The following is a 24,986-nucleotide window of genomic DNA, read 5'->3' on the forward strand; positions in this document are numbered from 1 at the left end:
ATCTGTACGCTGGCGTTACCATACTATAAAAAAATAATAATGCAAGTATTAATTTTAATGTGGGACCAGTGTATAAAGAAAAAACTTGGCGTATTATAATACTAACCACATTGAAAAGACAGATGAGAAAAAGCAAAATGCAACCGATTTCTAATGCAAAAATCTATTTTAATCAAGATAATACACCTGTTTCCGAACAATTTGACGATGTCTATTTTTCTAACCAAAACGGATTGGATGAAAGCCGTTATGTTTTCCAAGAAGGTAATCGACTATGGTCGCGTTGGATTAATTTCGAGCAACCGCATTTTGTGATTGCGGAAACGGGCTTTGGCACAGGGTTAAATTTTTTTGCGGTAACACAATTATTTCGTCAATTCCGCGAGCAATTTCCTCAAGCAAAGCTCAAACGTTTATTTTTTATCAGTTTTGAAAAATATCCGCTGGAATTGACCGCTCTTCAGTTGGCTCATTCAGCTTATCCGGAATTTGCCGAACTGGCTCGACAATTACAACAAAAATGGCTAAAGCCCATCGAAGGTTGCTATCGTTTTCATTTTGCGGAAACCACATTGGATCTATGGTTTGGTGATGTGGCGGATAATTTGCCGCAGTTGGGCGATTATATGCTCAATAAAATTGATGCGTGGTTTTTAGACGGTTTTTCGCCGAGTAAAAATCCTGAAATGTGGAATGATGGATTGTATCGCCAAATGTATCGTTACACCAAACCAAACGGCACGTTTGCAACATTTACTGCGGCAAGTCATGTACGAAAAGGATTGGAACAAGCGGGATTTAACGTGCATAAACGTAAAGGTTACGGCAAAAAGCGGGAAATGCTATTCGGTGAAAAAATGAGAAATACTACCGCACTTGAAATTAAAACCCCTTGGTATTTGCCGAAAAGTGCGGTGAATTTCAGCGAAAATTCATCTGTTGCCATCATTGGCGGTGGAATTGCTTCATTGTTTACCGCGTTATCTGTTTTGCAACGGGGTGGCAAGGTAGTGGTTTATTGTGAAGACGAACAGCCCGCATTTAATGCTTCAGGCAATAAACAAGGGGCGTTTTATCCTCAACTCAGTGATGACGATTTGATCAATATCCGCTTTTATATTCATGCCTTTGCTTATGGCAACCAGCAGCTGCGTTGGGCTATGGAACAGGGATTAGAATTTGAACATCAGTTTTGTGGCGTGGCACTTACGGGTTATTCGGAAAAAGCACAACATAAGTTAGATAAAATTGCGGCCTATCAATGGGATCCAAGTTTGTATCAAGCCTTAGATCAAGAAGCGCTCAGTAAAACCGTGGGGTTGCCGTTGCCTTGTGGCGGCGGTTTTATTCCTCAAGGCGGTTGGTTAGCACCCTGTCAATTTGTACAAAATCTGTTTGCGTATTTGCAAAAGTGCGGTCTAATTTTTAGAAATTCTCAAGAAATCACCGCACTTTCGCAGCAACAGCACCAATGGATCTTGAAAAATGCACAAGGTGAGCAGTTTACGCACGATGTCGTGATCATCGCGAACGGGCATAAACTGAACCAATTTACCCAAACTCAAGTTTTGCCGATTTATGCGGTGCGTGGGCAGGTGAGCCAAATTGCGACTAGTGAAAATTTACTGAAATTAAAAACGGTAATCTGCTATGACGGTTATCTTACGCCGGTTGATGAAGCAAAACAATTTCATTGTATCGGTGCAAGCCACGTGCGGGATTGCGATAATCGGGAATTCAGCCAAGCCGAACAACAGCAAAATCAGCAAAAAATTCAGCAAAATCTTGCACCAATGGAATGGGTAAACGAAGTCGATACAGCCTATAATTTGGCTCGCCAAGGGATCCGCTGTGCCGTGCGGGATCGTATTCCGTTGATGGGTAATGTACCGAATTTTAATCAACAGGTGATTGATTATAAAAATATTTTTAATCTTCGCCGTCGCAAACAGCCAATTAAAAGTGCGGTCAATTTTGATAATTTATTTTTAGTCGGGGCACTGGGATCGCGGGGATTAACTTCCGCACCTTTATTAGGCGAGTCGCTGGCATCGTTAATTTACGGCGAACCTTTGCCGTTAAGTGAAGATATTGTGCAGGCACTGTCGGTCAATCGCAGTTGGATGCGGAAATTATTGAAGGGAACCGTAGTCGGGACGCCATAAGATGGCGTCCTAAAATTGAAAGTTAAGCTGCAACCATCACCATTGCAGGACGGATCACTCGTCCGTTCAGCAAATAGCCTTTTTGCAATACTTGAGTGATTTGATTGCTGGTAAAACCTTCTGTCGGCTGCATAGAAATCGCTTGGTGCAAATCCGGATTAAAGACTTCGCCAACCACGCCGATGGGTTCAACACCATGGCGAGAGACCGTTGCTAATAGTTCTTTTAAAGTAAGCTCTACACCGTCAAATAAGGCTTTAACCGTTTCATCTTCATGGTTTGCCGGAGTCGCTAGGGCACGTTCTAAATTATCAATGGTATTTAGCACATCTTTAGAGAATTTTTCCAGTGCAAATTTATGGGCTTTTTCAACATCTTGTTCTGTACGGCGACGAATATTATCAATCTCCGCACGAGTACGTAATAATAAATCCTGTTCTTTCTTAGTTGTTTCCGCTAATTGTTCTTCTAATTCTTGTACACGGGCAATCGCTTCTTCTAACGGATCAACTTCTTGTGTGGTTTGTTCGGTTGCCGATTCTTCAACTTCCGGCGTTTGAGTTTGTTGGCATTCTTCTTGATTTTCTACTTTTTGCTCTTGTTTAGACATTTTTATTTTCCTTCTAGTCAAATGGGTGAATTACGTATAATATAATGACTAATTTTTTAAATTCAAGTCATAAAATAAATGAATAGCTTGCAAAATAATTTTCCGAATACATCGGTGCCTAATCCATTGTGCGATTCTTTTAAAATCATTGGGTTAGTAGGGAAACCGCGTAATGACAGCACAATGCAAATGCATAAAAATTTGTTCACATGGTTGCTTGAACGTGGTTATGAAGTGTTGGTCGAAGAAGCCGTAGGCAAAAAATTTAATTTACCGCACAAACACATTGCAACGCTTGATCAAATCGGTTCTGCCGCACAATTGGCGATCGTCATTGGCGGCGATGGTAATATGTTGGGACGTGCACGTGCGTTATGCCGATATGATATTGCCTTAATTGGTATAAACCGCGGTAATTTAGGTTTTTTAACCGATATTGATCCGAAAAATGCATATGCTCAATTACAAGCCTGTTTAGACGGTGAATTTTTTGTGGAAGAGCGTTTTTTGTTGGAAGCAAAGATTGAGCGAGAGGGGGAAATCATCCAAACCGCCAATGCCATTAATGAAGTGGTTTTTCACCCGGCAAAAATTGCTCATATGATCGATTTCCATGTATATATTGACGATAAATTTGCCTTTTCCCAACGTTCCGACGGTCTGATTATTGCCACTCCGACAGGATCAACTGCATATTCGCTTTCGGCCGGTGGGCCGATTTTAACCCCACAACTTAATGCCATTGCATTAGTTTCAATGTTTCCGCATACGCTTTCATCCCGTCCGTTGGTCATTGACGGTAATAGCAAAATCTCTATGCGTTTTGCCGATTATAATATTTCTCAATTGGAAATGAGCTGTGACAGCCAAGTCGCTTTACCGTTTTCCAGTGACGATGTGATCATTGTACAAAAATATCCCCATAAATTGAAATTATTACATTTGAATAATTATAATTATTACAATGTGTTAAGTTCTAAACTCGGTTGGTTGAAAAAGTTATTCTAAAATTTCCGTAAAAAATGCTTTACTGTATAAAAAAACAATATATACTGGTAATTAATCAGTGTATTGTTATACAGTAAGGTGTTAATTATGCTCACTCAACTCACTATCAATAATTTTGCTATCGTTCGTCATTTGGATATTGAATTATTTCAGGGAATGTCTGCCATTACCGGTGAAACCGGTGCCGGAAAATCCATTGCTTTAGATGCGTTGGGACTGTGCTTGGGTAGCCGTACGGAAACTACAATGTTGCGTGATGCCAATCAGCGGGCGGAAGTTTGTGCCACTTTCAAATTAACTGAAAATTTACCCGCACTTCAATGGTTGCAAGCACATGAATTACAGGATAATGAAAATCCGCAAGAGTGTATTTTACGTCGTATCGTCAATTCTGACGGACGCTCTAAGGCCTATATCAATAATACGCCGGTTTCGGCTTCTCAGCTCAAAGAATTGGGACAATGTTTAGTACATATCAGCGGGCAGCACGCTTCACAATTATTGCTAAAAGCAGATTATCAATTACAACTTCTGGATAATTTTTCCGCACACAACGATTTGTTGCATCAAATGCGAAAGGATTATTCCGCTTGGAAGACCATTCAACAAAAAGTAAAACAATTCAAGCAGCAACAAGCGGAAAACGAAGCACGCAAACAGTTGTTGCAATATCAAGTTGAAGAATTGGATGAGTTTGATCTTAAAATCGGTGAATATGAAGAGCTAGAAAGTGAGCATAGCCGACTTTCCAATAGTGAAGAATTAACTTCGTTGTCTCAAGGATTACTGAATGTTTTGAGTGAGAATGAAGAAGCTAATATCGATTCAATGCTGTATCGGGCAAGTAAATATATTGATGATTTAGCTGCGTTGGATAGTCGTTATTCGGACATTCAAGGTATGTTGCAAGATGCTTTGATTCAAGTGCAGGAAGCAACAAGCGAAGTGTATCACCTCGCCAATAATATTGAGCAAGATCCTCACGCTTTGCAGGAAGTGGAGGCGCGGATGAGTAAAACGATTAGCCTTGCCCGTAAACATAATGTCGCTCCGGAAGAATTAGCTTCATATCATCAACGATTAACCCAAGAATTGTCTCAATTAATGGAATTTAGCGACAGTGAAGACAGCTTATTGGAAGCGGAAAATAAAGCGCACGAACAAATGTTGCAATCGGCTCGTCAACTTTCGGCAAGTCGCCGGCAAAGTGCGGTCAAATTAGCGAAAGAAGTGACGAAGTCAATTAAGCATTTAGCAATGGAAAATGCAGAATTTTTTGTGGAAATACAATCGGATTTGACAAAAGTTGATATAAACGGTGCGGATTCCGCCATCTTTACTTTACGCAGTAATTTAGGGCAGGCAGCACAATCGTTAACTAAAGTGGCATCCGGCGGTGAACTTTCTCGAATTGCATTGGTTATTCAAGTATTGACTACTGATAAATCATCAATCCCAACTTTGATTTTTGATGAAATTGACGTTGGAATTAGTGGTGCTACAGCCAGTGTTGTGGGTAAATTATTGCGTAAACTCGGACAAAAATGTCAAGTGTTATGTGTTACTCATTTACCGCAAGTCGCCTGTGCCGCCCATCATCACTTCTGGGTGGAAAAATCCGTTGTTGACAATAAAACAGAGACAAATATGACCGCACTTTCTAATCAACAACGGGTAAAAGCACTGGCTCGTCTATTAGGCGGTCAAAAAATTACGGAAAATGTTTTGGCAAATGCAGAAGAAATGTTAGCGTTAGCGTCTTAAAAAAATCCCTGTAATGAACGATTTGTTACAGGGATATCTCTTTATTTTTTATTCTTCCGGCAGTGCCAGTTCTTTTAAAACCTGATAAATTTCACGGTAAGCTTTTGGCGGCTTGTGTTGCTCTTTTTCTTTTTGAGCTGAACGAATTAAATTACGTAAATGTTGGCGATCGGCATACGGATAATCGTTTAATAATTCGGTTAAGCCTTCATCGCCTTTCGCAATTAATTCATCTCTGAGCACTTCTAATTTGTGTAACATAGCTTGTTGTTGCTTATGCTTGTTTTCTAATTTATCTAACGCTTCTTGAATAGGGGCAGGATCAATATTACGCAATAGTTTACCGATATATTGTAGCTGGCGACGACGGGCTTCTTTTTGTACGCGTTGAGCCAGCTCAATCGCATCTAACAAATTTTCATCCAGTGGCATTTTGTCTAATTTAGCTTTAGTCAGCGCTACTAATTTTTCACCTAATTTTTTGAGTTCTTCAGCATCACGTTTGATTTCGCTTTTGCTCACCCAAATAATTTCTTCTTGTTCCTCATCAAGCCAATCTAATTCTTTATCTTTCTTTTTCTTGCCTCGAGCCATTATTATTTTCCTTTATTTTATGAAGCCGATTATGAAATAGTTTTGGGCATTCTATCACAATGCGATAGAATATCGGAAAATTTAGTAAAAAAGGTTATCTGATGAAAAACGAACAAAATCAAACCGCACTTTTAAAACAACAAGAACAACAACTTCAAGAGGCGGTGAGCTATGCTATTAAAATTGCAACAAAAGCCGGTGCAACGGCGGAAGTCGACGTAACGAAAGTCAGCGGTTTATCTGTGTCTTGTCGTTTGCAACAAATTGAAAATGTTGAATTTAATAATGACGGTGCATTAGGTATTTCCGTGTATTTAGGACAGCAAAAAGGTAATGCTTCCACTTCCGATTTAAGTTACGAAGCAATTAAAAATACTGTGGAGGCCGCATTGGCTATCGCCAAATATACTTCGCCGGACGAATGCACCGGTTTGGCAGAAAAAGAATTAATGGCCTTTAATGCACCGGATTTGCAGCTGTATCACGAAGCAGAGATCGATGTGGATCAAGCTGCTCAATTGGCGATTGAAGCGGAGCAAACCGCAATGGCTTATGATGAACGCATTGTCAATAGTGAGGGGGGGATGTTTAATTCTCATACGGGCGTGCGTGTATATGGCAACAGCCATGGTTTGCTCAAAAGTTATTTGTCCAGCCGTTATTCTTTATCTTGTAGTATGATTGCAGGATTTGGAGATCAATTAGAGCGTGATTATGAATATACTATTGCCCGTAATATTAAAGATTTAGAAAGTGCGGTGTGGGTTGGTGAAAATTGTGCGAGAAAAACCCTTGAACGTTTGCAACCGCAGAAAATTGCGACTCAGGAAGTTCCAGTGATTTTCTTGAATGATGTCGCAACAGGCTTGGTGTCTCACTTAGCTACCGCAATCAGCGGCGGCAGTTTGTACCGCAAAGCCAGTTTTTTATTGGATCATTTAGGCAAACAAGTGTTACCGGACTGGTTCCAAATTAGTGAACGCCCGCATTTAATCGGTCGATTAGCTTCATCCCCTTTTGATAGCGAAGGCGTACGAACTGTTTCCCGTGAAATTATTGAACAAGGGATTTTACAAACCTATTTATTAACCAGTTACAGCGGTAAAAAGCTAGGCATGCAAAGTACCGGACACGCAGGCGGTATTCATAACTGGTTAGTTAAATCGAATTCTGACGGCGGATTGACCGCACTTTTACGCCAAATGGGAACAGGCTTATTAGTCACTGAATTAATGGGACAGGGCGTGAATATGGTGACGGGCGATTATTCTCGCGGTGCAGCCGGTTTTTGGGTGGAGAACGGCAAAATTCAGTATCCTGTGGCCGAAATTACCATTGCGGGACAATTGCAGGATATGTTCCGTAATATTGTTGCCGTAGGTAATGATATTGAGCATCGTTCTAATATTCAAACCGGTTCCATTTTATTGGAAAAAATGAAGGTTTCAGGAAATTAAAAAATATTTTAATAAATGAGAATAATTCCTATTGACATTTATAGTTGATTTGTTAATATATCACTACCTGTTAAGAGCAGGGTTGAGGTGAGAGACCAATCCTATTCGTATAACACTATTGTTATAGGCAGGAGCTACCAAGGTAGCGAGTAGAGTAGAAAGTAAATTCGTTAGGGTATTTAAAAGGTCAGAGTAGAGATGCTCTGACTTTTTTTATTCTGTGCTATAATAGCGACATTGTTTGATTGATAACAAAGAGTAAATTATGAAAAAACATCATGTTGATATTTTAATTCCGCAGCAAGAAGTAAAGTCAAGAATTGTGGAATTAGGAAAAGAAATCACGCAATTCTATCAACACCAGCATATTGATAAATTAATTATAGTGGGTTTACTACGCGGTTCATTCATGTTTATGGCCGATTTAGTACGGGAAATTCATTTACCGATAGAAATTGAATTTATGACTACGTCCAGTTACGGTAGTGGAATGACGACTAATCATGATGTAAAAATCAGCCAAGATCTTGCTGGTGATATTAAAGGTGAGCATGTGCTGATTGTCGAAGATATTATTGACACCGGATATACGCTGGAAAAAGTGCGTGAAATTTTATTATTACGCAGCCCGGCTTCTTTGGCAATTTGTACTTTATTGGATAAACCGTCTCGTCGCGAAGTGGAAGTACCGGTAGATTGGATTGGCTTTGCAATTCCGGACGAATTTGTTGTCGGTTATGGTATTGATTATGCACAACGCTATCGTAATTTGGGGTATATCGGAAAAGTTATTTTAGAAGAGTAATATATTAAACTTATTCAAAAGTGCGGTTGGAAACTTAAAAGTTTCCAACCGTTTTTTATGTTTATAATAAAATCAACGAAAGAATATATACGGTGATAATACCGACTACCCCCATAATGAAGGTCATCATAGTTTGGGTTTTGTAACCTTGCTGCGGAGTCATTTTAGTAAAGTTTGTGACAACCCAATAATAACTATCGTTAGCATGTGATACGCACATTGCACCGGCAGCAATCGCCATAACGCATAATGCGGCAGCCATTTCGGAGGTCAAACCAAGCACTTGCATTAAGGAATCACTCGCATTGTACATTCCCATAATAGAGGCTGTGGTAATAATTGCCACAGTCGAACTGCCTTGAGCAGTTTTTAAAATAGCAGAAATAATGAATGGGAAGAAAATACCCGCAGTGCTGATAATATGGGCATTTTGTTTGATGTAATCCACAAATCCCGCTTCAGTAATCACACGTCCAAGCACACCACCGGCTGCGGTAATGAATAGAATCGGACCAACGATTTTTAAGGTTTCGTTAGTCAGATCATTAAACTCGGCTGTTTTTTTCGTTTGTACCAATAAGAAAATAGAGAAAATCACACCGATGGCTAATGCAATTATCGGATTACCTAAGAATTGAATCATAATAATGCCGAATGTTCCTTCAACTTCTGTAATTTTCGCAATAGAACCTAGTGCCATAAATATAATCGGCATTAAAATCGGGGTGATACTTAAGAAACCGCTCGGTAACACGCCATATTGTTTTAATAATTCATCATAACTTTTTGCAATCACGGCATCAGCTTGTGCTTCATCTTCAATAATAACTCGTTTACCGATATATTTAGAGAATATGTAAACCGCAGTCAAAACAGGAATAGATACAACTACCCCCATTAAAATAATGAGTAATAAATTAGATTCTAATCCTAATGCACCTGCAGCGGCAATTGGTCCCGGTGTCGGAGGGATAAATACATGGGCGGCATAAAGCCCGCCACTTAAACCTACAGCCATTCCGACAGGATTCGCTAGAATTTTCTTATACAGAGCTTCACGGATCGGATTTAATACTACAAACCCACTGTCGCAAAAGACCGGAATACCAACGATCCATCCCATAATCAACATTGCGAGTTCAGGGCGTTTTTGACCGACAATTTTTACAACCATATCCGCTAGTTTTAGTGCCGCACCGGTTTTTTCCAATACTGTACCGATAATTGCACCGAAGATAATTACAATCCCGATACTCCGAAAAGTTCCGCTAAAGCCTGTTCCGATCATGCCGGGTATTTTATCCAAAGGAATACCCGCAACCAGAGCAAGAACTAACGAAATACTCATTAATGCCAAGAAAGGATGTACCTTGAGTTTCGATATCATCCAGATCATGATTATAATGGCAATTATAAAGCTAATAATCAAAGAAATACCACTCATAACTTCCTCCATAATTTATTTTAAAAAGGAATCCACCCAAAGCGATATTAGCAAAATTGGCCAACGGAATCTGAGAAGCAGATCACAAAATGAAGACATTAAACTACATCAAGCATTTCCCGTACTTTGGGTATAGGAAATATTTGATTTAATCGTTGTAGTTGTTCGATATTTAATGACATCTGTAAACAGGCAATATTATCTTTCACGTGTTGTAATTGTCCTGCTTTAGGGATAGCGATCATATTAGGCTGGGCTAATACGAACAAAAGTAATACTTGATATGGTGTGCAACTTAATTCTTGCGCTATTGTATTAACTGCCGGATGTGTGATTAAACCACGTTGCAGCTGACCTGCTTGAGCTAGCGGACAATAAGCAATAGTTGGAATTGAATGTTTATCTTGATAAGGTTTTAGTACATATTCAATGCCACGAGAACCTAAATGAAATAACACTTCATTGGTTTGACATTGATTACCTTGTGGTAATGCCAGTAATTCTTGCATATCTTCTAAATCAAAATTGGATACTCCCCAAGCGCGAATTTTACCTTTTGTTTTAAGAATTTCTAAAGTTTCTACGGTTTCTGCAAGTGGTGTCGTGCCACGCCAATGATATAAATACATATCTAAATAATCCGTATTAAGTGCTTTGAGTGATTGATCACAGGATTTTTCCATGTTGCGTTTATTGGCATTGTTCGGTAAGACTTTGGAAATAATATAAAGACTTTCGCGAGTATAAGGTGCAATAGCTTCACCTACTAATCGTTCTGAACGACCATTGCCATACATTTCTGCGGTATCAATGATATTAACACCGTTTTCAATGCCATAACGTAAGGCGGTAATGTCACTTTGTCGTAATTCCGCACGCTCTCCCATAAACCACGTACCCATACCAAGTGCGGTAAGTTTTTCACCATTTTTTAATGTGATTTTATTCATTGTATTCTCCGTTAAATTGAAAAAATTGCCCGCTCAATAAAACGGACAATTTATAAAAAGTTAAATTAACGTACTAAACAAGGTTTTTTGTTATCAAATGTCCAATTTGGAATTAAGAATTGCATCGCCATTGCATCGTCGCGAGCACCTAAATTCATATTTTTATAGAATTCGTGTGCTTTAACCACTTGATCCATATCTAATTCAATACCTAAGCCCGATTTTTTAGGCACTTCAACCAAGCCACCTTTGATTTGAAGCGGTTCTTTGGTTAAGCGTTGATTACCTTCTTGCCAGATCCAGTGGGTATCAATAGCGGTGATATTACCCGGTGCAGCGGCAGCCACGTGAGTGAACATTGCAAGAGAAATATCAAAGTGATTATTAGAGTGAGAACCCCAAGTTAATCCCCATTCATTACACATTTGAGCCACACGTACGGAACCTTGCATTGTCCAGAAATGCGGGTCAGCTAATGGAATATCCACAGATTGTAATGAGATAGTATGTCCCATTTGACGCCAGTCGGTTGCGATCATATTGGTTGCTGTGGGTAACCCTGTAGCACGGCGGAATTCCGCCATAATTTCACGACCGGAATAGCCTTGTTCCGCACCACAAGGGTCTTCGGCATAGGCTAATACATTTTTTAAGGATTTGCCGATTTTAATAGCTTCATCTAATGACCAAGCACCATTAGGATCTAAGGTAACACGAGCATTAGGGAAGGCTTTTTTAATCGCAGTAACTGCTTCAGCTTCTTCAAAACCATTTAATACACCGCCTTTTAATTTGAAATCATTGAATCCGTATTTTTCATATGCAGCCTCCGCTAAGCGAACTACGGTTTCTGGCGTTAATGCTTCTTCGTGACGGATACGATACCATTCGCATGGGTCATTTTCTTGACTTTGATAAGGCAACGTTGTTTTCTTTTTATCGCCCACAAAGAATAAATAACCCAACATTTCTACGGCATCGCGTTGTTGGCCATCACCTAAAAGTGATGCAACAGATACGTTTAAGAATTGGCCTAATAAGTCTAACATTGCCGCTTCAATGGCGGTTACAACGTGAATCGTGGTACGCAAATCAAAGGTTTGTAAACCACGACCGCAGGCATCACGATCATTAAAGGCTTTACGTACGGCTTCCATTATATTTTTATATTCGCCTAAAGTTTTACCTAAAACTAATGGTTTTGCATCTTCTAAGGTCTGACGAATTTTTTCGCCCCCAGGGACTTCCCCCACACCGGTATTGCCACTGTTATCTTTTAAGATCACAATGTTACGGGTGAAATAAGGTGAGTGTGCACCACTTAAATTTAATAACATACTATCGTGACCGGCAACAGGAATAACTTGCATTTCGGTAATAATAGGTGTACTCATTTTAAACTCCTGTGTAACTGTTTAAATAACTATAAATTTGTTGCAAAATTAACGAACCATTGCCGGGCGTTTACGATCAAAGGTCCAACTCGGATAGTAGAATTGCATTGGAATACCGTCATTTCTAGAACCACTCGGTAATTTTTTATGTAATTCGTGTGCTTTCATTACATTATCCATATTTAATTCAATGCCTAATCCTGGTTTATCATTGAGTTTTACTTTACCATTGATAATTTCTAATGGATTTTTGGTGAGATAGTGATCACCTTCTTGCCAGATCCAATGAGTGTCAATGGCGGTAATATTGCCTGGTGCTGCTGCGGCCACGTGAGTAAACATAGCAAGGGAAATATCAAAGTGGTTATTAGAATGCGAACCCCAGGTTAAGCCCCATTCATTACAAAGTTGAGCTACACGGCTTGCACCTGTTAATGTCCAGAAATGGGGATCTGCAAGCGGAATATCTACGGATTGCAACATAATACTGTGCCCCATTTCACGCCAGTTAGTAGCTACCATATTGGTCGCTGTAGGAATACCCGTAGCACGTCGGAATTCTGCCATTACTTCACGACCGGAATAGCCTTGTTCAGCACCACAAGGGTCTTCCGCATAAGTTAAGACATCATTCATTCCTTTACATAAACGAATAGATTCTTCAAGTGACCAACAGCCGTTAGGATCGAGCGTAATTCGGGCATCCGGGAAACATTTTTTCAATGCAGTAACGGTTTCAATTTCTATTTCACCGGCAAATACACCGCCTTTTAATTTAAAATCTTTAAAGCTGTAACGATCTTTTGCCGCTTCCGCTAAATCCACAACTGATTGAGTATCCATTGCTTTTTGACGACGGATGCGATACCAATCGTGTTTTCCTTGTACCGGTTGTTGATAAGGTAAATCCGTAATTTTGTCATCACCAATATAGAATAAATAGCCTAACATAGTGACTTCATCGCGTTGTTTACCCGGACCGAGCAATTCAGCAACAGAAACATCTAAGAATTGACCTTGTAAGTCGAGTAATGCGGCTTCCAAGGCAGCTACGGCATTAACACGTAATTCAAAAGTCCAAGCCCCTTTACCGAAAGTATCATAGTCAGCATTCAAATAGCCATTGTGCATATCATTGACAATGCGATTTAAAATTGAAATGGGGCGACCGACTACATGTGGAATAGCTTCACGCAAGGCATTTTCAATAGTAGCACCGCCCGGAGCTTCACCTACACCTGTGTTGCCGCTGCTATCTTTTAAAATCACAATATTACGAGTGAAATAAGGACTATGTGCCCCACCTACATTCATTAACATACTATCGTGACCGGCTACGGGAATAACAAGCATTTCTTTAATGACGGGAACAGATTGAGTACTCATTGGATTTTCCTTTTAAATTAAATAAAGCTCGCTGGGGAGCAATTAATATTAGATAGTGTGCATTATATAAAATAGCTTCTTTTTAGGTATTGATCATTTTCCATAAGATAAAAAGAAAACACTGCTTATATTTGTGCATATGCCTAGCATAATGTGAACCGGATCACAAAACTTGTGACGTATTAAAGAACAACAGATAATTTTCTTTCTTGTTTTCTTAATATGAAATTAATCACTTGTAGTGCGTACGCACATAAAATGAAATCTAAACGAATTATTTTTTGTGATTTTTTACAATGATACTTCCGTTGAACTCATTTAGACTTTTTAACAAATTTGGTAATAGCAACAGAAAGGTAATGTTTATGAACGAACAATATATTCCTAATGAATTTCGCCAAAAATTATTAAAAGGTGAAACTTTAATAGGCTGTTGGAGTGCTTTAGGTAGTCCGATTACTATAGAAGTATTAGGTTTGACCGGATTTGATTGGCTTTTGTTAGATGGCGAACACGCACCTAATGATGTGCTTTCTTTTATACCACAATTAATGGCATTAAAAGATAGTTCAAGTACGCCAATTGTGCGTTTGCCACAAAATGATCCTATGATTATTAAACGTTTATTAGATATTGGTTTTTACAATATTTTAGTACCATTTGTAGAAACGGAACAAGAAGCCTTGCGTGCCGTAGCATCCACTCGTTATCCGCCGGCAGGTATTCGTGGCGTATCCGTCAGTCATCGTAATAATGGTTATGCTACCATTCCTGATTATTTCAATGTAATTAATGACAATATCGGCGTGATTGTTCAAGTGGAAAGCCAACTCGGGGTGGATAATTTAGATAAAATCGCCGCAGTAGAAGGGGTGGATTGTATTTTTGTCGGTCCCGGTGATTTATCTGCATCATTAGGCTACTTAGGTCAACCCAATCATCCTGAAGTACAAAAAGTCATCCAACATATTTTTGCCACAGCGAAAAAACACGGTAAATCCTGTGGTATTTTAGCACCGGTAGAAGCCGATGCCCGTCGCTATTTAGAATGGGGGGCAACCTTCGTGGCAGTAGGGTCTGATCTTGGTGTATTTCGTGGTGCAACACAAGCCTTGCGCGATAAGTTTAAAGTATGATCACTTGATAACTAAGGCTTGAAAATAGGTAAAAGTGCGGTAATTTTTTTAGAAATTTTAACCGCACTTAATAAAGATTTAATTAACGTTCATTTAATAAACAGAGTGAGGTAACACAATGAAAATCGGATTTATTGGACTAGGTATTATGGGTAAACCAATGAGTAAAAATCTTCTTAAAGCAGGTTATTCATTGGTAGTAACAGATTTTAATCAAGAAGCGGTAAAAGAAGTGGTAGCAGCCGGTGCGGTAGCCGCTGTAAACTCTAAAGAAGTGGCTCAACAGGTAGATGTGATTATCACAATGTTACCAAATTCACCGCACGTAAAATCAGCGGTATTAGGTGAAAACGGCGTAATTGAAGGAGCGAAAAAAGGTGCTGTATTAATTGATATGAGTTCTATTGCACCATTAGCCAGCCGTGAAATCTATGCGGAATTAGAAAAACACGGTATCGAAATGCTTGATGCCCCGGTAAGTGGCGGTGAACCAAAAGCGATTGATGGCACATTGTCTGTAATGGTGGGTGGTAAAAAGGAAGTATTCGATAAATACTACGATATTATGAAAGCAATGGCAGGCTCTGTGGTTTATACAGGTGAGGTCGGTGCAGGTAACGTTACTAAATTAGCAAACCAAGTGATTGTTGCATTGAATATTGCAGCGATGTCTGAAGCCTTTATGTTAGCCACTAAAGCCGGTGTTGATCCTGAGTTAGTTTATCAAGCTATTCGCGGTGGTTTAGCTGGTAGCACAGTGTTAGATGCGAAAGCACCAATGGTATTAGACCGTAATTTTAAACCGGGCTTTCGTATTGATTTGCATATCAAAGATTTAGCTAATGCCTTAGATACTTCACACGGTGTAAATGCAAACCTACCATTAACTTCTATTGTTATGGAAATGATGCAAGCATTAAAAGTAGCGGGTGATGGTCAATTAGATCACAGTGCATTAGCCCGTTACTATGAACGTTTGGCCGGTGAAGAAATTAAACGCTTCTAATGATTTATCTGTGATAAATTAAAAAGGGGGGATGTTCATTCCCCCTTTATCAAAAAACTCGAAATATAGCTAAGATGTGTTAAAGAACAATCGCTCTTTTAACTTATTAACTAAGTACCGAGCCATTTTAGCTATATTACGACGTCTATCTAAGTGAGAAGTATTATGAAAATTGTCATCGCACCAGATTCTTTCAAAGAAAGTTTATCCGCTCTTAATGTGGCAAATGCCATTGAACGTGGTTTTAAACAAATATTTCCCGATGCGACTTATGTAAAAGTGCCTGTTGCCGATGGTGGAGAGGGAACTGTCGATACGATGATTGAAGCAATGAATGGGCAAAAAGTTGAAGTGGAAGTCATTAATGCACTAGGTGAACCGCAAATGGCATTTTGGGGGATTTCCGGTGATAAAAATACCGCATTTATTGAAATTGCTGCAGCTTGTGGCATTGAACAAGTGCCAATGGAACGTCGCAACCCACGTGTAACAACCACGTTTGGCGTTGGGCAATTAATTTTATCAGCATTAGATTTTGGTGCAAGACATTTTATTATTGGTTTAGGCGGTAGTGCGACTAATGATGCGGGGGCCGGGATGCTGCAGGCATTAGGGGCAAAACTATTAGATTACACAGGCAATGAACTTGACTTTGGTGGTGCTACTTTAGCAGATTTAGTGCATATTGATGTTAGCCAACTTGATCCTCGATTAAACGAATGTCGTTTTGATGTGGCTTGTGATGTGAGTAATCCGCTTGTGGGTGAACAAGGGGCTTCGGCGATTTTTGGTCCGCAAAAAGGAGCAACACCGGAAATAGTGAAAGAATTGGATCTTGCATTAACACATTTTGCCGAAGTGGTTGAACAGGATTTACAAGTAGCAGTAAAAGATATTCCGGGGGGCGGTGCTGCCGGTGGATTAGGTGCGGCCTTTGCCGGCGTATTGAAAGGTAAATTGCAAAGCGGTATTGGTATTATTGTGGATTTATTAGGTTTAGAAAAGCAAATACAAGATGCGGATTTAGTGATTACCGGTGAAGGGCGAGTAGATCATCAAAGCATTAAAGGTAAAGTGCCCATTGGGGTCGCGGCAGTAGCTAAAAAATATAATTTACCGGTAATTGGTATTGCCGGTAGTCTTGGACAAAATATCGAAATAGTATACGGTTATGGACTTGATTGCGTGTTCAGTGTGCTAAATAAGGTGAGTACTTTGCCAGAAGCTTTAGCTGAAGCTGAATATAATGTAGAACTCACTTCTCGCAATATTGCCACAGTATTGAAGATGAGGATTTAGTAAGGAAATGATAATATGCCCGCATACTTACTTGATGAAAAGCTAGCCCAAAAAATTGTGCAGCGTACAATGGATATTATTGATTGTAATATTAATATTATGGATGCTAAGGGAAAAATTATTGCCAGTGGCGATATTAATCGAATAGGGGAAATCCATGATGGGGCATTGTTGGTACTGTCACAAGGGCGAATCGTAGATATTAATGAAGCGGTTATTCATAGCTTGCATGGGGTGAGACCTGGTATTAATTTGCCTTTACACGTAGATGGCAATATTGTGGGCGTGATTGGTTTAACAGGTAATCCGGCAACCTTGAAAGAATTTGGCCGACTTGTATGTATGACTGCTGAAATGATGCTGGAACAAGCTCGATTATTTGATATTTTGGCACAAGATACTCGTCTGAAAGAAGAGTTAATTTTAAATTTAATTGAAAGTGAAAGCATTACACCCGCATTGATGGACTGGGCAAACCGTTTAGGTGTGGATTTGAGTATTCCTAGGGTTGCTTGTATTATTGAAGTTGATAGCGGTCAGCTAGGAATTGAAAATGCCAGAACAGAGTTGCAAAATCTCCAACATTTACTTAAATTTCCAGAACGTGATAATCTTGTTGCTGTAGTCTCTCTCACTGAATTAGTGATTTTAAAACCGGCACTAAATAACTTTGGCCGTTGGGATGTGGATGATCAGTTAGTCCGGATTCAACAACTTGTTGGACGAATGAATGAGAACGCTAAATTAAATGTGCGAATTGCACTAGGCAATTACTTTACCGGTGATAATAGCATTTCTCTTTCCTACCATACAGCAAAAACTACCCTACAAATTGGTAAAGAGCGTTTTCCTAAAAAACGCATATACAGTTATCAAGATTTGATTTTACCGGTATTGCTTAATCAACTCAAAGAAGGTTGGCAAAAAGAAGAACTTGAACGGCCTATTCGTCGCTTAAAATTAATGGATAGTAATGGTGTTTTAGTAAAAACATTGCTTGTTTGGTTTGAAAATAATATGCAAACAATAGCGACGGCAAAAGCATTATATGTACATAGAAATACATTAGAATATCGATTAAATAAAATTTCTGACCTAACTGGACTTGATCTTAATAGTACAGATGCGCGATTTTTACTTTATATGGCAGTTCATATAGTTCCCTAATAAAAAGTTAATATATTAAAAATACCGTGCTAAATTAGAAATAAAAGTATGGTATTTTTTTATTTATAATAAAATGTGATCTTTATCACAGGTAGTAGTGCATATGCACAAATAAAAAGAGTGAATATAATCGTATCTTTTGATAAATATAGAATACTTAAAATAGGCTAATTTTTATAATGTATTAAAGTATTTTGTTTGGTTCATTAATAGCTAATGCAAACATCACTATTTATCAACTACTGGAGATACAAACATGAAAAATTTCAAACTTAAAACTGCCATTACTGCTTTGGCAACCGCTGCTGTAGTATTTTCTTCTTCTGTTTCCGCAGAAACTGATTGGCCAAAAAGACCGGTTAACTTAATTGTTGCATTCTCTGCAGGTGGAAACTCAGATTATAATGCTCGTGCGTTAGCTAAACATTTAACCAAAGAATTGGGTCAACCGGTAGTGGTAAGTAATATTGCCGGTAGTGGCGGTTCTATTGCGGCTGCACAAGTAAAAGAAATGAAGCCGGATGGCTATAACGTGTTAGTGACACAGCTTTCTTTAAATATTGCAGAAGCATCAAAAATGGTGAATTTCGGATTTAAAGATTTTGATCCTTGTTGTGTATTCTCTGCAGCGGCCGATGAAGTGTTAGTTACTAATGCGGAGGCACCATTTAATACCATTCAAGAATTGATTACAGAATCAGAAAAAAATCCGGGTAAATATAAATTAGCTGTAAATACTGGTGCCTCAACTTTATGGATTGCTATTGGTTTACAACAAGCGGGTGCGAAGCTAAATATCGTATCTTCAGGCGGTTCCGGCGAACGTTTACCGTTACTTTTAGGTCGCCACGTTGATATTATTCCAATGCCATATAACATGGTACAAACCTATGTGGATAAAGGACAATTCAAATATTTAGCTAATGTTAGTAACGTACGTAGCAAAAATGACAAATTAGTGAATGTACCAACTTTACGTGAATCCGGTGTACCGGCAGGTTATGCTTATTACAATACGATGTTTTTCCCGAAAGGTACCGATCCTGAAATTATTGCAAAACTTTCTGCGGCAACTGGTAAAGTTATCAATGAAAATGCAGAATATCGTAAAGAAGTTGAAGGTTTCTTCCAAGAGCCTGTATATATGAATACGGAAGATACTATCAAAATCTGGGATAAAGAACGCGAAGAGCTACTCAAAATCAGTGATTTATTACAAGGTAAAAAATAATAGCGTTAATGTTACGGCCAACCGACAATCGGTTGGTCGTTTTATAGCTATTATAATGGGAGATATCGAATGAATATCAACATAAAAAAAGATTTTGCTGTCAGTATATTTTTTGCTGTACTTTCTATTGCTTACTTGTACGGAACACAAAGTATTTCAGTATTTAGTCCTTTTGGTCAGCAAGGGCTTGATTCTAAATCGGTACCACAAATTATTGGTGGTTTAACATTGTTACTCAGTATTAGCCTGTTTATTACTACTTTAATTCGTTACCGTAAATCAAGATCAGAAACAGAATACGTTCAAGCTGAAGAAATCGCAACTAAGAAAAAATTCCCAATTAAATTAGTTGCTTCTATTGTATTGCTCAGCTTATATATTGGACTGTATCAAAGTCTAGGATTTATTGTATCAAGTATTGCATATTTAATTTTACAATCTTTGTTATTAATACCTACTGAAAAACGTAAAAAATGGACCTTATTTATTATCGTTTTATCCGTAGTATTTACAGTCACGATTTATTTTGTGTTTAGTAAATATCTGACTTTATTTTTGCCTAGTGGAATTTTAGGTTAGGAGTGTCAATATGTTAGAAATGCTTACTTCAGGATTTCTTGCCGTTTTTACTGATCCCCTCGGTATTGCCTTTATTTTATTAGGTGTAATGGTGGGGATAATATTTGGTTCCTTACCGGGATTAACTACTGTTGCGGCATTATCAATGTTCTTACCGATTACCTATGCAATGAGCAGTGGTAATGGTTTATCAATGCTTACCGCTATTTATATCGGTGGTATTTCAGGAGGATTAATTTCTGCGATTTTACTTAATATCCCGGGAACACCAAGTTCTATAGCAACTTGTTTTGAAGGTGTGCCAATGGCACGTAAAGGTCAAGCAGGAAAAGCATTAGGTTTAGGGATTTTTGCATCATTAGTGGGGACTGTAATTGGTATTCTAGCAATGATTGTATTAAGTCCGGTACTTGCGGCATTGACCATTAAATTTGGCCCATGGGAATATTTCTCAGTGACCATTTTTGCCTTAACCTTGATTTCATCACTTGCAGGTAAATCAATGATCAAAGGTTTATTGAGTGCCTTATTTGGTATGATGTTTGCAACTGTAGGCTTATCTTCCATTGATAGTGCTCAACGCTTTACTTTCGGTTCAGTGGATTTATCTTCCGGCTTTAATTTACTTGCCGTATTAGTAGGTCTATACGCCATTAGTGAAGTGCTTACTTCGGCAGATAGTAAACAACAAACCGGTGAAATCCTTAACTATAAAATGAAAGGTCTATTAGGTTTCCGCTTAAGAGAGTTAAAAGGCCAAACAATGAACTTTATTCGCTCTTCTTTGATTGGATTGGGTATTGGTATTTTACCGGGAATCGGGGCTTCAAGTAGTAACTTGATTGCGTATTCCGTAACAAAGAATGTAAGCAAACATCCGGAACAATTTGGTACGGGCATCCAAGATGGCATTATTAGTACAGAATCAAGTAATAACTCATCCATTGGTGGGGCAATGATTCCATTATTAACCTTGGGTATTCCGGGAGATGGTGCGACTGCAATTTTACTTGGGGGCTTTATGTTACACGGTTTGCAGCCTGGACCATTGTTATTCCAGACTAATGGGGACGTTGTGTATCATATCTTTGCTTCAATGATTGTGGCTTCATTCATAATGGCACTTATTATGTATGCCGGTATGCGTTTTTTGGTAAAAATCTTAGAAATTCCATCATACATTTTATTGCCAATCATCATTGTGCTTTGTTTAATTGGTGCTTATGCGTTGAATAACCGTGTATTTGATATGTGGAGTTTGTTAGTATTCGGTATTATCGGTCTGAGCTTATCTCGCTTTGGTATTCCGGCACCACCATTTATTCTCGGTTTCATCCTTGAAAATGCAATGGAAACAAATTTACGTCGCGGTGTACAATATGCTAACGGTGACTTAACTGAACTCTTTAATCATCCAATTGCATTATTCTTTTTAGCATTGACTGTATTGAGTATCGTATTAACTGTGTATCGTCAGTTTAAGAAAAAAGCATGATAGAGACTGGGTAGTATAAAATAAAAAATGCGGTAACTTTTCAAAAAAATTACCGCACTTTATCGTTTAAATCAAACTATTTCTTTTTCGCTTTAGGATTTGGTAAGTCTGTGATAGAACCTTCAAATACTTCAGCGGCTAAACCGACAGATTCGTGTAATGTCGGGTGAGCATGGATAGTTAATGCTAGGTCTTCTGCATCACAACCCATTTCGATAGCCAAGCCGATTTCGCCGAGCAATTCACCACCGTTGGTACCTACAATAGCACCACCGATAACGCGGTGAGAGGCTTTATCAAAAATCAGTTTAGTCATGCCGTCAGCACAGTCAGAAGCGATTGCACGACCGGATGCTGCCCATGGGAATTTCGCCACTTCGTAGTTAATTCCTTCAGCTTTACATTCTTTCTCGGTTTTACCCACCCAAGCCACTTCCGGCTCAGTATAAGCAATTGAAGGAATCACTTTCGGATCGAAATAGTGTTTTTTGCCTGCGATCACTTCGGCTGCCACGTGACCTTCGTGTACACCTTTGTGCGCTAACATTGGTTGGCCTACAATATCCCCGATAGCATAAATATGCGGTACATTGGTACGCATTTGTTTATCGGTGCGGATAAAGCCGCGATCATCCACTTCAACACCGGCAATGTGAGCATCAATAAGTTTACCGTTTGGTGTACGGCCGATAGCGACTAATACCGCATCATAACGACGGATTTCATTAGCCGCTTTGCCTTCCATTGATACGTAAATACCGTCTGTTTTTGCTTCAACTGCAGTTACTTTGGTTTCAAGCAATAGGTTGAATTTTTTCTCGATACGTTTGGTGTAGATGCCAACAATATCTTTATCTGCGGCTGGAATCACCTGATCGAACATTTCTACCACATCGACTTTAGAACCGAGAGAGTGGTAAACCGTACCCATTTCCAAACCGATGATACCGCCACCCATGATTAATAGGTTTTCCGGCACTTCTTTTAGTTTAAGTGCATCTGTGGAATCCCAAATACGCGGATCTTCGTGCGGGATAAACGGTAATTGAATCGGGCGGGAACCTGCAGCGATAATAGCGTTATCGAAGGTAATCATGGTTTCGCCTTCTTCACCTGCAACGATAATGGTATTCGGGCTGGAGAATTTACCAAAGCCGTTTACCACTTGCACTTTACGTTGCTTAGCCATACCGGCTAAACCGCCGGTTAATTGGGTAATTACTTTTTCTTTCCAACCGCGGATTTTGTCGATATCCGTTGTAGGTTCGCCGAATACGATACCGTGAGTGGACAAAGATTTAGCTTCTTCAATTACTTTCGCTACATGCAATAAGGCTTTAGACGGAATACAACCTACGTTTAAGCACACGCCGCCTAAGGTCGAGAAACGTTCTACTATTACGGTTTCCAAGCCTAAGTCAGCACAACGGAAGGCTGCAGAATAACCAGCAGGGCCAGCACCTAATACTACAACCTGTGTTTTAATTTCTTTATTCATTGTTTTTCTCCGTAAAAATTTTGCAGTTTTTGACCGCACTTTTACTGAAAGTTGGCAGGCTTTTACCTGCCAAAATTACATGCTCAATTACCTAATTACATCACTAGGCGGCGTAAATCAGATAACACACCGTTAATAAAGGTGATGAATCTTGCACCGTCCGCACCGTCGATTACACGGTGATCGTAAGATAATGATAATGGTAACATTAAACGTGCAGTGAAGTCTTTGCCGTTCCATACCGGTGTCATTTCAGATTTAGATACACCTAAGATGGCCACTTCAGGCGCATTCACAATTGGAGTGAAATGTGTACCGCCGATACCGCCTAGGCTTGAAATAGTAAAGCAGCCGCCTTGCATATCGGATGCCGTCAGTTTACCTGCACGGGCTTTTTTCGAGATTTCCGCTAACTCGCGGGAAAGTTCGATAATACCTTTTTTATTGACATCTTTAAATACAGGTACTACTAAACCGTTCGGTGTATCTACCGCTACGCCGATGTTTACATATTTTTTCAATATTAAACGTTGACTGTCTTCTGAAAGTGAGCTATTGAAACGCGGATAAGCTTCTAAGGCTTTCGCTACCGCTTTCATAATAAACACTAACGGCGTGATTTTCACGTCTAGTTTTTGTTTTTCCGCTAATATGTTTTGTTCTTTACGGAAGGCTTCTAAATCGGTGATATCCGCTTTATCCCATTGGGTTACATGTGGAATCATCACCCAGTTGCGGTGTAAGTTTGCACCGGAGATTTTTTGGATACGACCTAATTCTACTTCTTCGGTTTCACCAAATTTGCTGAAATCGACTTTCGGCCAAGGTAATAAGCCTAAGCCCGCACCGTTTGCTGCACCTGTGCCGGCTGTTGCCGGAGCCACATTACCGCTTTCCACAGCTTGAATCGCCGCTTTCACATAAGCCTGAACGTCTTCTTTTAAGATACGTCCTTTACGACCGGTACCTTTCACTTTATCTAGGTTTACGCCGAATTCACGTGCCAAACGACGCACTACCGGTGTGGCATGAGCGAAGGTTGTGCTCGCAGTTACTTCATTTTGGCTTGCCGGTGTGCTTGCCTGTACTGGTGCTGCCGAAGCAGACTGTGCCGGTGTAGGAGCCGTTGCTTGAGCTTGAACAGCGGGAGCTGCACCCGCTACTTCAAATTTCATAATTAGTGAACCGGTAGATACTTTATCACCGGCATTCACTAGAATTTCCACAACTTTACCCGCAAACGGAGCCGGTACTTCCATAGACGCTTTATCGCCTTCAACGGTAATTAATGATTGCTCTTCTGAAACGCTATCACCCACGGCAACCATAATTTCAGTGACATTCACTTCATCACCGCCGATATCCGGCACGTTCACATCAACTACACCGCCGGTTGCAGCAGGAGTTGCTGCAGGTGCTGTTTCTTGAGTAACAGGTGTAGCCGCTTGAGCTGCACCGGCAACTTCAAATTTCATAATCAATGAACCGGTGGAAACTTTATCGCCCGCGTTCACTAAGATTTCAACTACTTTACCGGCAAATGGTGCAGGTACTTCCATTGAAGCTTTGTCACCTTCAACGGTGATTAAAGATTGTTCTTCTGAAACGGTGTTACCCACGGCAACCATAATTTCAGTCACGTTGACTTCATCGCCACCGATATCCGGTACATTCACTTCAACCACAGATGCCGCAGCAGATGCAGAAACCGGGGCGGAAACGACCGCACTTTCAGCTTTAACTTCAGCAACCGGAGCCGCATCAGCAGATTCCAATACAAGCATTGGTGTGCCGGTGGTTACTTTATCGCCTACTTTCACTAATACTTCTTTTACCACACCTGTTTCCGGAGCCGGTACTTCCATTGATGCTTTATCGCCTTCGACGTTGATCACGCTTTGATCAACGGTCACTGTATCACCGACTTTTACCATTACTTCTGTAACAGTAACTTCATCGCTGCCGATATCAGGAATTTGAATTTGTTTTGACATGTTA

At 39.6% G+C, this 24,986-nt stretch carries 20 protein-coding genes; 12 read left to right on the top strand and 8 right to left on the bottom strand.

Annotation, left to right across the window (positions count from 1 at the left end; translation table 11 throughout):
• The first annotated feature begins 137 nt into the window (after positions 1 to 137).
• On the top strand, positions 138 to 2,165 hold the full coding sequence (gene mnmC / locus EDC44_RS00495) for a bifunctional tRNA (5-methylaminomethyl-2-thiouridine)(34)-methyltransferase MnmC2/FAD-dependent 5-carboxymethylaminomethyl-2-thiouridine(34) oxidoreductase MnmC1 (RefSeq protein WP_131974275.1): 2,028 nt from the start codon (positions 138 to 140) through the stop codon (positions 2,163 to 2,165).
• Between the two features lie 22 nt (positions 2,166 to 2,187).
• Here mnmC and grpE read toward each other — a convergent pair whose 3' ends face one another.
• Positions 2,188 to 2,775: a nucleotide exchange factor GrpE gene (gene grpE / locus EDC44_RS00500; protein WP_131974277.1), complete on the bottom strand. Its 588-nt coding sequence runs from the start codon at positions 2,773 to 2,775 to the stop codon at positions 2,188 to 2,190.
• 78 nt (positions 2,776 to 2,853) lie between these two features.
• On the opposite strand from grpE, the gene EDC44_RS00505 reads away from it, so the two are divergent.
• Complete coding sequence (locus EDC44_RS00505) at positions 2,854 to 3,783, top strand: NAD(+) kinase (protein WP_131974279.1); 930 nt, start codon at positions 2,854 to 2,856, stop codon at positions 3,781 to 3,783.
• Positions 3,784 to 3,870: 87 nt separating this feature from the next.
• Entirely contained in the window at positions 3,871 to 5,547 is a 1,677-nt protein-coding gene (gene recN, locus EDC44_RS00510) for a DNA repair protein RecN (RefSeq protein WP_131974281.1), read from the top strand.
• A 48-nt stretch (positions 5,548 to 5,595) separates the two neighbouring features.
• Here the strand turns inward: recN and yjgA are convergent, their stop codons facing one another.
• Positions 5,596 to 6,141 carry a ribosome biogenesis factor YjgA gene (yjgA, locus tag EDC44_RS00515; RefSeq protein WP_131974283.1) on the bottom strand — a complete coding sequence of 182 codons (546 nt, stop codon included), beginning with the start codon at positions 6,139 to 6,141 and terminating at the stop codon, positions 5,596 to 5,598.
• A gap of 101 nt (positions 6,142 to 6,242) precedes the next feature.
• On the opposite strand from yjgA, the gene pmbA reads away from it, so the two are divergent.
• Both pmbA and hpt read left to right on the top strand, forming a co-directional pair.
• Entirely contained in the window at positions 6,243 to 7,598 is a 1,356-nt protein-coding gene (pmbA, locus tag EDC44_RS00520; RefSeq protein WP_131974285.1) for a metalloprotease PmbA, read from the top strand.
• A gap of 265 nt (positions 7,599 to 7,863) precedes the next feature.
• Entirely contained in the window at positions 7,864 to 8,403 is a 540-nt protein-coding gene (hpt, locus tag EDC44_RS00525) for a hypoxanthine phosphoribosyltransferase (RefSeq protein ID WP_131974287.1), read from the top strand.
• 61 nt (positions 8,404 to 8,464) lie between these two features.
• Here hpt and EDC44_RS00530 read toward each other — a convergent pair whose 3' ends face one another.
• The 4 genes from EDC44_RS00530 to EDC44_RS00545 all read right to left on the bottom strand — a co-directional run bounded on the left by EDC44_RS00530 (position 8,465) and on the right by EDC44_RS00545 (position 13,577).
• Positions 8,465 to 9,847: a GntP family permease gene (locus EDC44_RS00530; protein ID WP_131974289.1), complete on the bottom strand. Its 1,383-nt coding sequence runs from the start codon at positions 9,845 to 9,847 to the stop codon at positions 8,465 to 8,467.
• A gap of 98 nt (positions 9,848 to 9,945) precedes the next feature.
• Positions 9,946 to 10,797, bottom strand: coding sequence for an aldo/keto reductase (locus EDC44_RS00535; protein ID WP_131974291.1), 852 nt, complete (start codon positions 10,795 to 10,797; stop codon positions 9,946 to 9,948).
• 65 nt (positions 10,798 to 10,862) lie between these two features.
• The gene (gene gudD / locus EDC44_RS00540; protein WP_131974293.1) at positions 10,863 to 12,191 is read right to left on the bottom strand and encodes a glucarate dehydratase; all 1,329 of its coding nucleotides are present in this window, start codon (positions 12,189 to 12,191) and stop codon (positions 10,863 to 10,865) included.
• A gap of 48 nt (positions 12,192 to 12,239) precedes the next feature.
• Positions 12,240 to 13,577, bottom strand: coding sequence for an enolase C-terminal domain-like protein (locus EDC44_RS00545; RefSeq protein ID WP_131974295.1), 1,338 nt, complete (start codon positions 13,575 to 13,577; stop codon positions 12,240 to 12,242).
• A gap of 365 nt (positions 13,578 to 13,942) precedes the next feature.
• On the opposite strand from EDC44_RS00545, the gene garL reads away from it, so the two are divergent.
• From garL to EDC44_RS00580, 7 genes are all read left to right on the top strand, one after another.
• Positions 13,943 to 14,713, top strand: a complete 771-nt coding sequence (gene garL, locus EDC44_RS00550) for a 2-dehydro-3-deoxyglucarate aldolase (RefSeq protein WP_131974297.1) — start codon at positions 13,943 to 13,945, stop codon at positions 14,711 to 14,713.
• Between the two features lie 118 nt (positions 14,714 to 14,831).
• A complete protein-coding gene (gene garR / locus EDC44_RS00555) occupies positions 14,832 to 15,719 on the top strand; it encodes a 2-hydroxy-3-oxopropionate reductase (protein ID WP_131974299.1) in 888 nt (295 codons plus the stop codon).
• A 165-nt stretch (positions 15,720 to 15,884) separates the two neighbouring features.
• Positions 15,885 to 17,018, top strand: a complete 1,134-nt coding sequence (locus EDC44_RS00560; protein ID WP_131974301.1) for a glycerate kinase — start codon at positions 15,885 to 15,887, stop codon at positions 17,016 to 17,018.
• Between the two features lie 15 nt (positions 17,019 to 17,033).
• Positions 17,034 to 18,185 carry a CdaR family transcriptional regulator gene (locus EDC44_RS00565; protein WP_131974303.1) on the top strand — a complete coding sequence of 384 codons (1,152 nt, stop codon included), beginning with the start codon at positions 17,034 to 17,036 and terminating at the stop codon, positions 18,183 to 18,185.
• Between the two features lie 256 nt (positions 18,186 to 18,441).
• A complete protein-coding gene (locus tag EDC44_RS00570) occupies positions 18,442 to 19,416 on the top strand; it encodes a tripartite tricarboxylate transporter substrate binding protein (protein WP_131974305.1) in 975 nt (324 codons plus the stop codon).
• A gap of 69 nt (positions 19,417 to 19,485) precedes the next feature.
• Positions 19,486 to 19,995: a tripartite tricarboxylate transporter TctB family protein gene (locus EDC44_RS00575; protein WP_131974307.1), complete on the top strand. Its 510-nt coding sequence runs from the start codon at positions 19,486 to 19,488 to the stop codon at positions 19,993 to 19,995.
• A gap of 10 nt (positions 19,996 to 20,005) precedes the next feature.
• A complete protein-coding gene (locus EDC44_RS00580; RefSeq protein ID WP_131974309.1) occupies positions 20,006 to 21,490 on the top strand; it encodes a tripartite tricarboxylate transporter permease in 1,485 nt (494 codons plus the stop codon).
• Positions 21,491 to 21,566: 76 nt separating this feature from the next.
• Here the strand turns inward: EDC44_RS00580 and lpdA are convergent, their stop codons facing one another.
• Positions 21,567 to 22,988 (bottom strand): dihydrolipoyl dehydrogenase, encoded by a 1,422-nt coding sequence (gene lpdA / locus EDC44_RS00585; RefSeq protein WP_131974311.1) that lies wholly within the window; start codon positions 22,986 to 22,988, stop codon positions 21,567 to 21,569.
• A 95-nt stretch (positions 22,989 to 23,083) separates the two neighbouring features.
• Positions 23,084 to 24,982: a pyruvate dehydrogenase complex dihydrolipoyllysine-residue acetyltransferase gene (gene aceF, locus EDC44_RS00590; protein ID WP_131974313.1), complete on the bottom strand. Its 1,899-nt coding sequence runs from the start codon at positions 24,980 to 24,982 to the stop codon at positions 23,084 to 23,086.
• Between the last annotated feature and the right edge of the window lie 4 nt (positions 24,983 to 24,986).

Source organism: Cricetibacter osteomyelitidis (assembly GCF_004340985.1).
In the GTDB taxonomy this organism is placed as follows: domain Bacteria; phylum Pseudomonadota; class Gammaproteobacteria; order Enterobacterales; family Pasteurellaceae; genus Cricetibacter; species Cricetibacter osteomyelitidis.

Bases quoted from the DNA above. Each gene is read 5' to 3' on its own strand.
- yjgA (WP_131974283.1), bottom strand. From the start codon at position 6,141: ATGGCTCGAGGCAAGAAAAAGAAAGATAAAGAATTAGATTGGCTTGAT.
- EDC44_RS00560 (WP_131974301.1), top strand. From the start codon at position 15,885: ATGAAAATTGTCATCGCACCAGATTCTTTCAAAGAAAGTTTATCCGCT.
- EDC44_RS00535 (WP_131974291.1), bottom strand. From the start codon at position 10,797: ATGAATAAAATCACATTAAAAAATGGTGAAAAACTTACCGCACTTGGT.
- grpE (WP_131974277.1), bottom strand. From the start codon at position 2,775: ATGTCTAAACAAGAGCAAAAAGTAGAAAATCAAGAAGAATGCCAACAA.
- EDC44_RS00530 (WP_131974289.1), bottom strand. From the start codon at position 9,847: ATGAGTGGTATTTCTTTGATTATTAGCTTTATAATTGCCATTATAATC.
- garR (WP_131974299.1), top strand. From the start codon at position 14,832: ATGAAAATCGGATTTATTGGACTAGGTATTATGGGTAAACCAATGAGT.
- garL (WP_131974297.1), top strand. From the start codon at position 13,943: ATGAACGAACAATATATTCCTAATGAATTTCGCCAAAAATTATTAAAA.
- EDC44_RS00505 (WP_131974279.1), top strand. From the start codon at position 2,854: ATGAATAGCTTGCAAAATAATTTTCCGAATACATCGGTGCCTAATCCA.
- mnmC (WP_131974275.1), top strand. From the start codon at position 138: ATGCAACCGATTTCTAATGCAAAAATCTATTTTAATCAAGATAATACA.
- recN (WP_131974281.1), top strand. From the start codon at position 3,871: ATGCTCACTCAACTCACTATCAATAATTTTGCTATCGTTCGTCATTTG.
- aceF (WP_131974313.1), bottom strand. From the start codon at position 24,982: ATGTCAAAACAAATTCAAATTCCTGATATCGGCAGCGATGAAGTTACT.
- pmbA (WP_131974285.1), top strand. From the start codon at position 6,243: ATGAAAAACGAACAAAATCAAACCGCACTTTTAAAACAACAAGAACAA.
- gudD (WP_131974293.1), bottom strand. From the start codon at position 12,191: ATGAGTACACCTATTATTACCGAAATGCAAGTTATTCCTGTTGCCGGT.
- EDC44_RS00580 (WP_131974309.1), top strand. From the start codon at position 20,006: ATGTTAGAAATGCTTACTTCAGGATTTCTTGCCGTTTTTACTGATCCC.
- EDC44_RS00575 (WP_131974307.1), top strand. From the start codon at position 19,486: ATGAATATCAACATAAAAAAAGATTTTGCTGTCAGTATATTTTTTGCT.
- lpdA (WP_131974311.1), bottom strand. From the start codon at position 22,988: ATGAATAAAGAAATTAAAACACAGGTTGTAGTATTAGGTGCTGGCCCT.
- EDC44_RS00570 (WP_131974305.1), top strand. From the start codon at position 18,442: ATGAAAAATTTCAAACTTAAAACTGCCATTACTGCTTTGGCAACCGCT.
- EDC44_RS00565 (WP_131974303.1), top strand. From the start codon at position 17,034: ATGCCCGCATACTTACTTGATGAAAAGCTAGCCCAAAAAATTGTGCAG.
- EDC44_RS00545 (WP_131974295.1), bottom strand. From the start codon at position 13,577: ATGAGTACTCAATCTGTTCCCGTCATTAAAGAAATGCTTGTTATTCCC.
- hpt (WP_131974287.1), top strand. From the start codon at position 7,864: ATGAAAAAACATCATGTTGATATTTTAATTCCGCAGCAAGAAGTAAAG.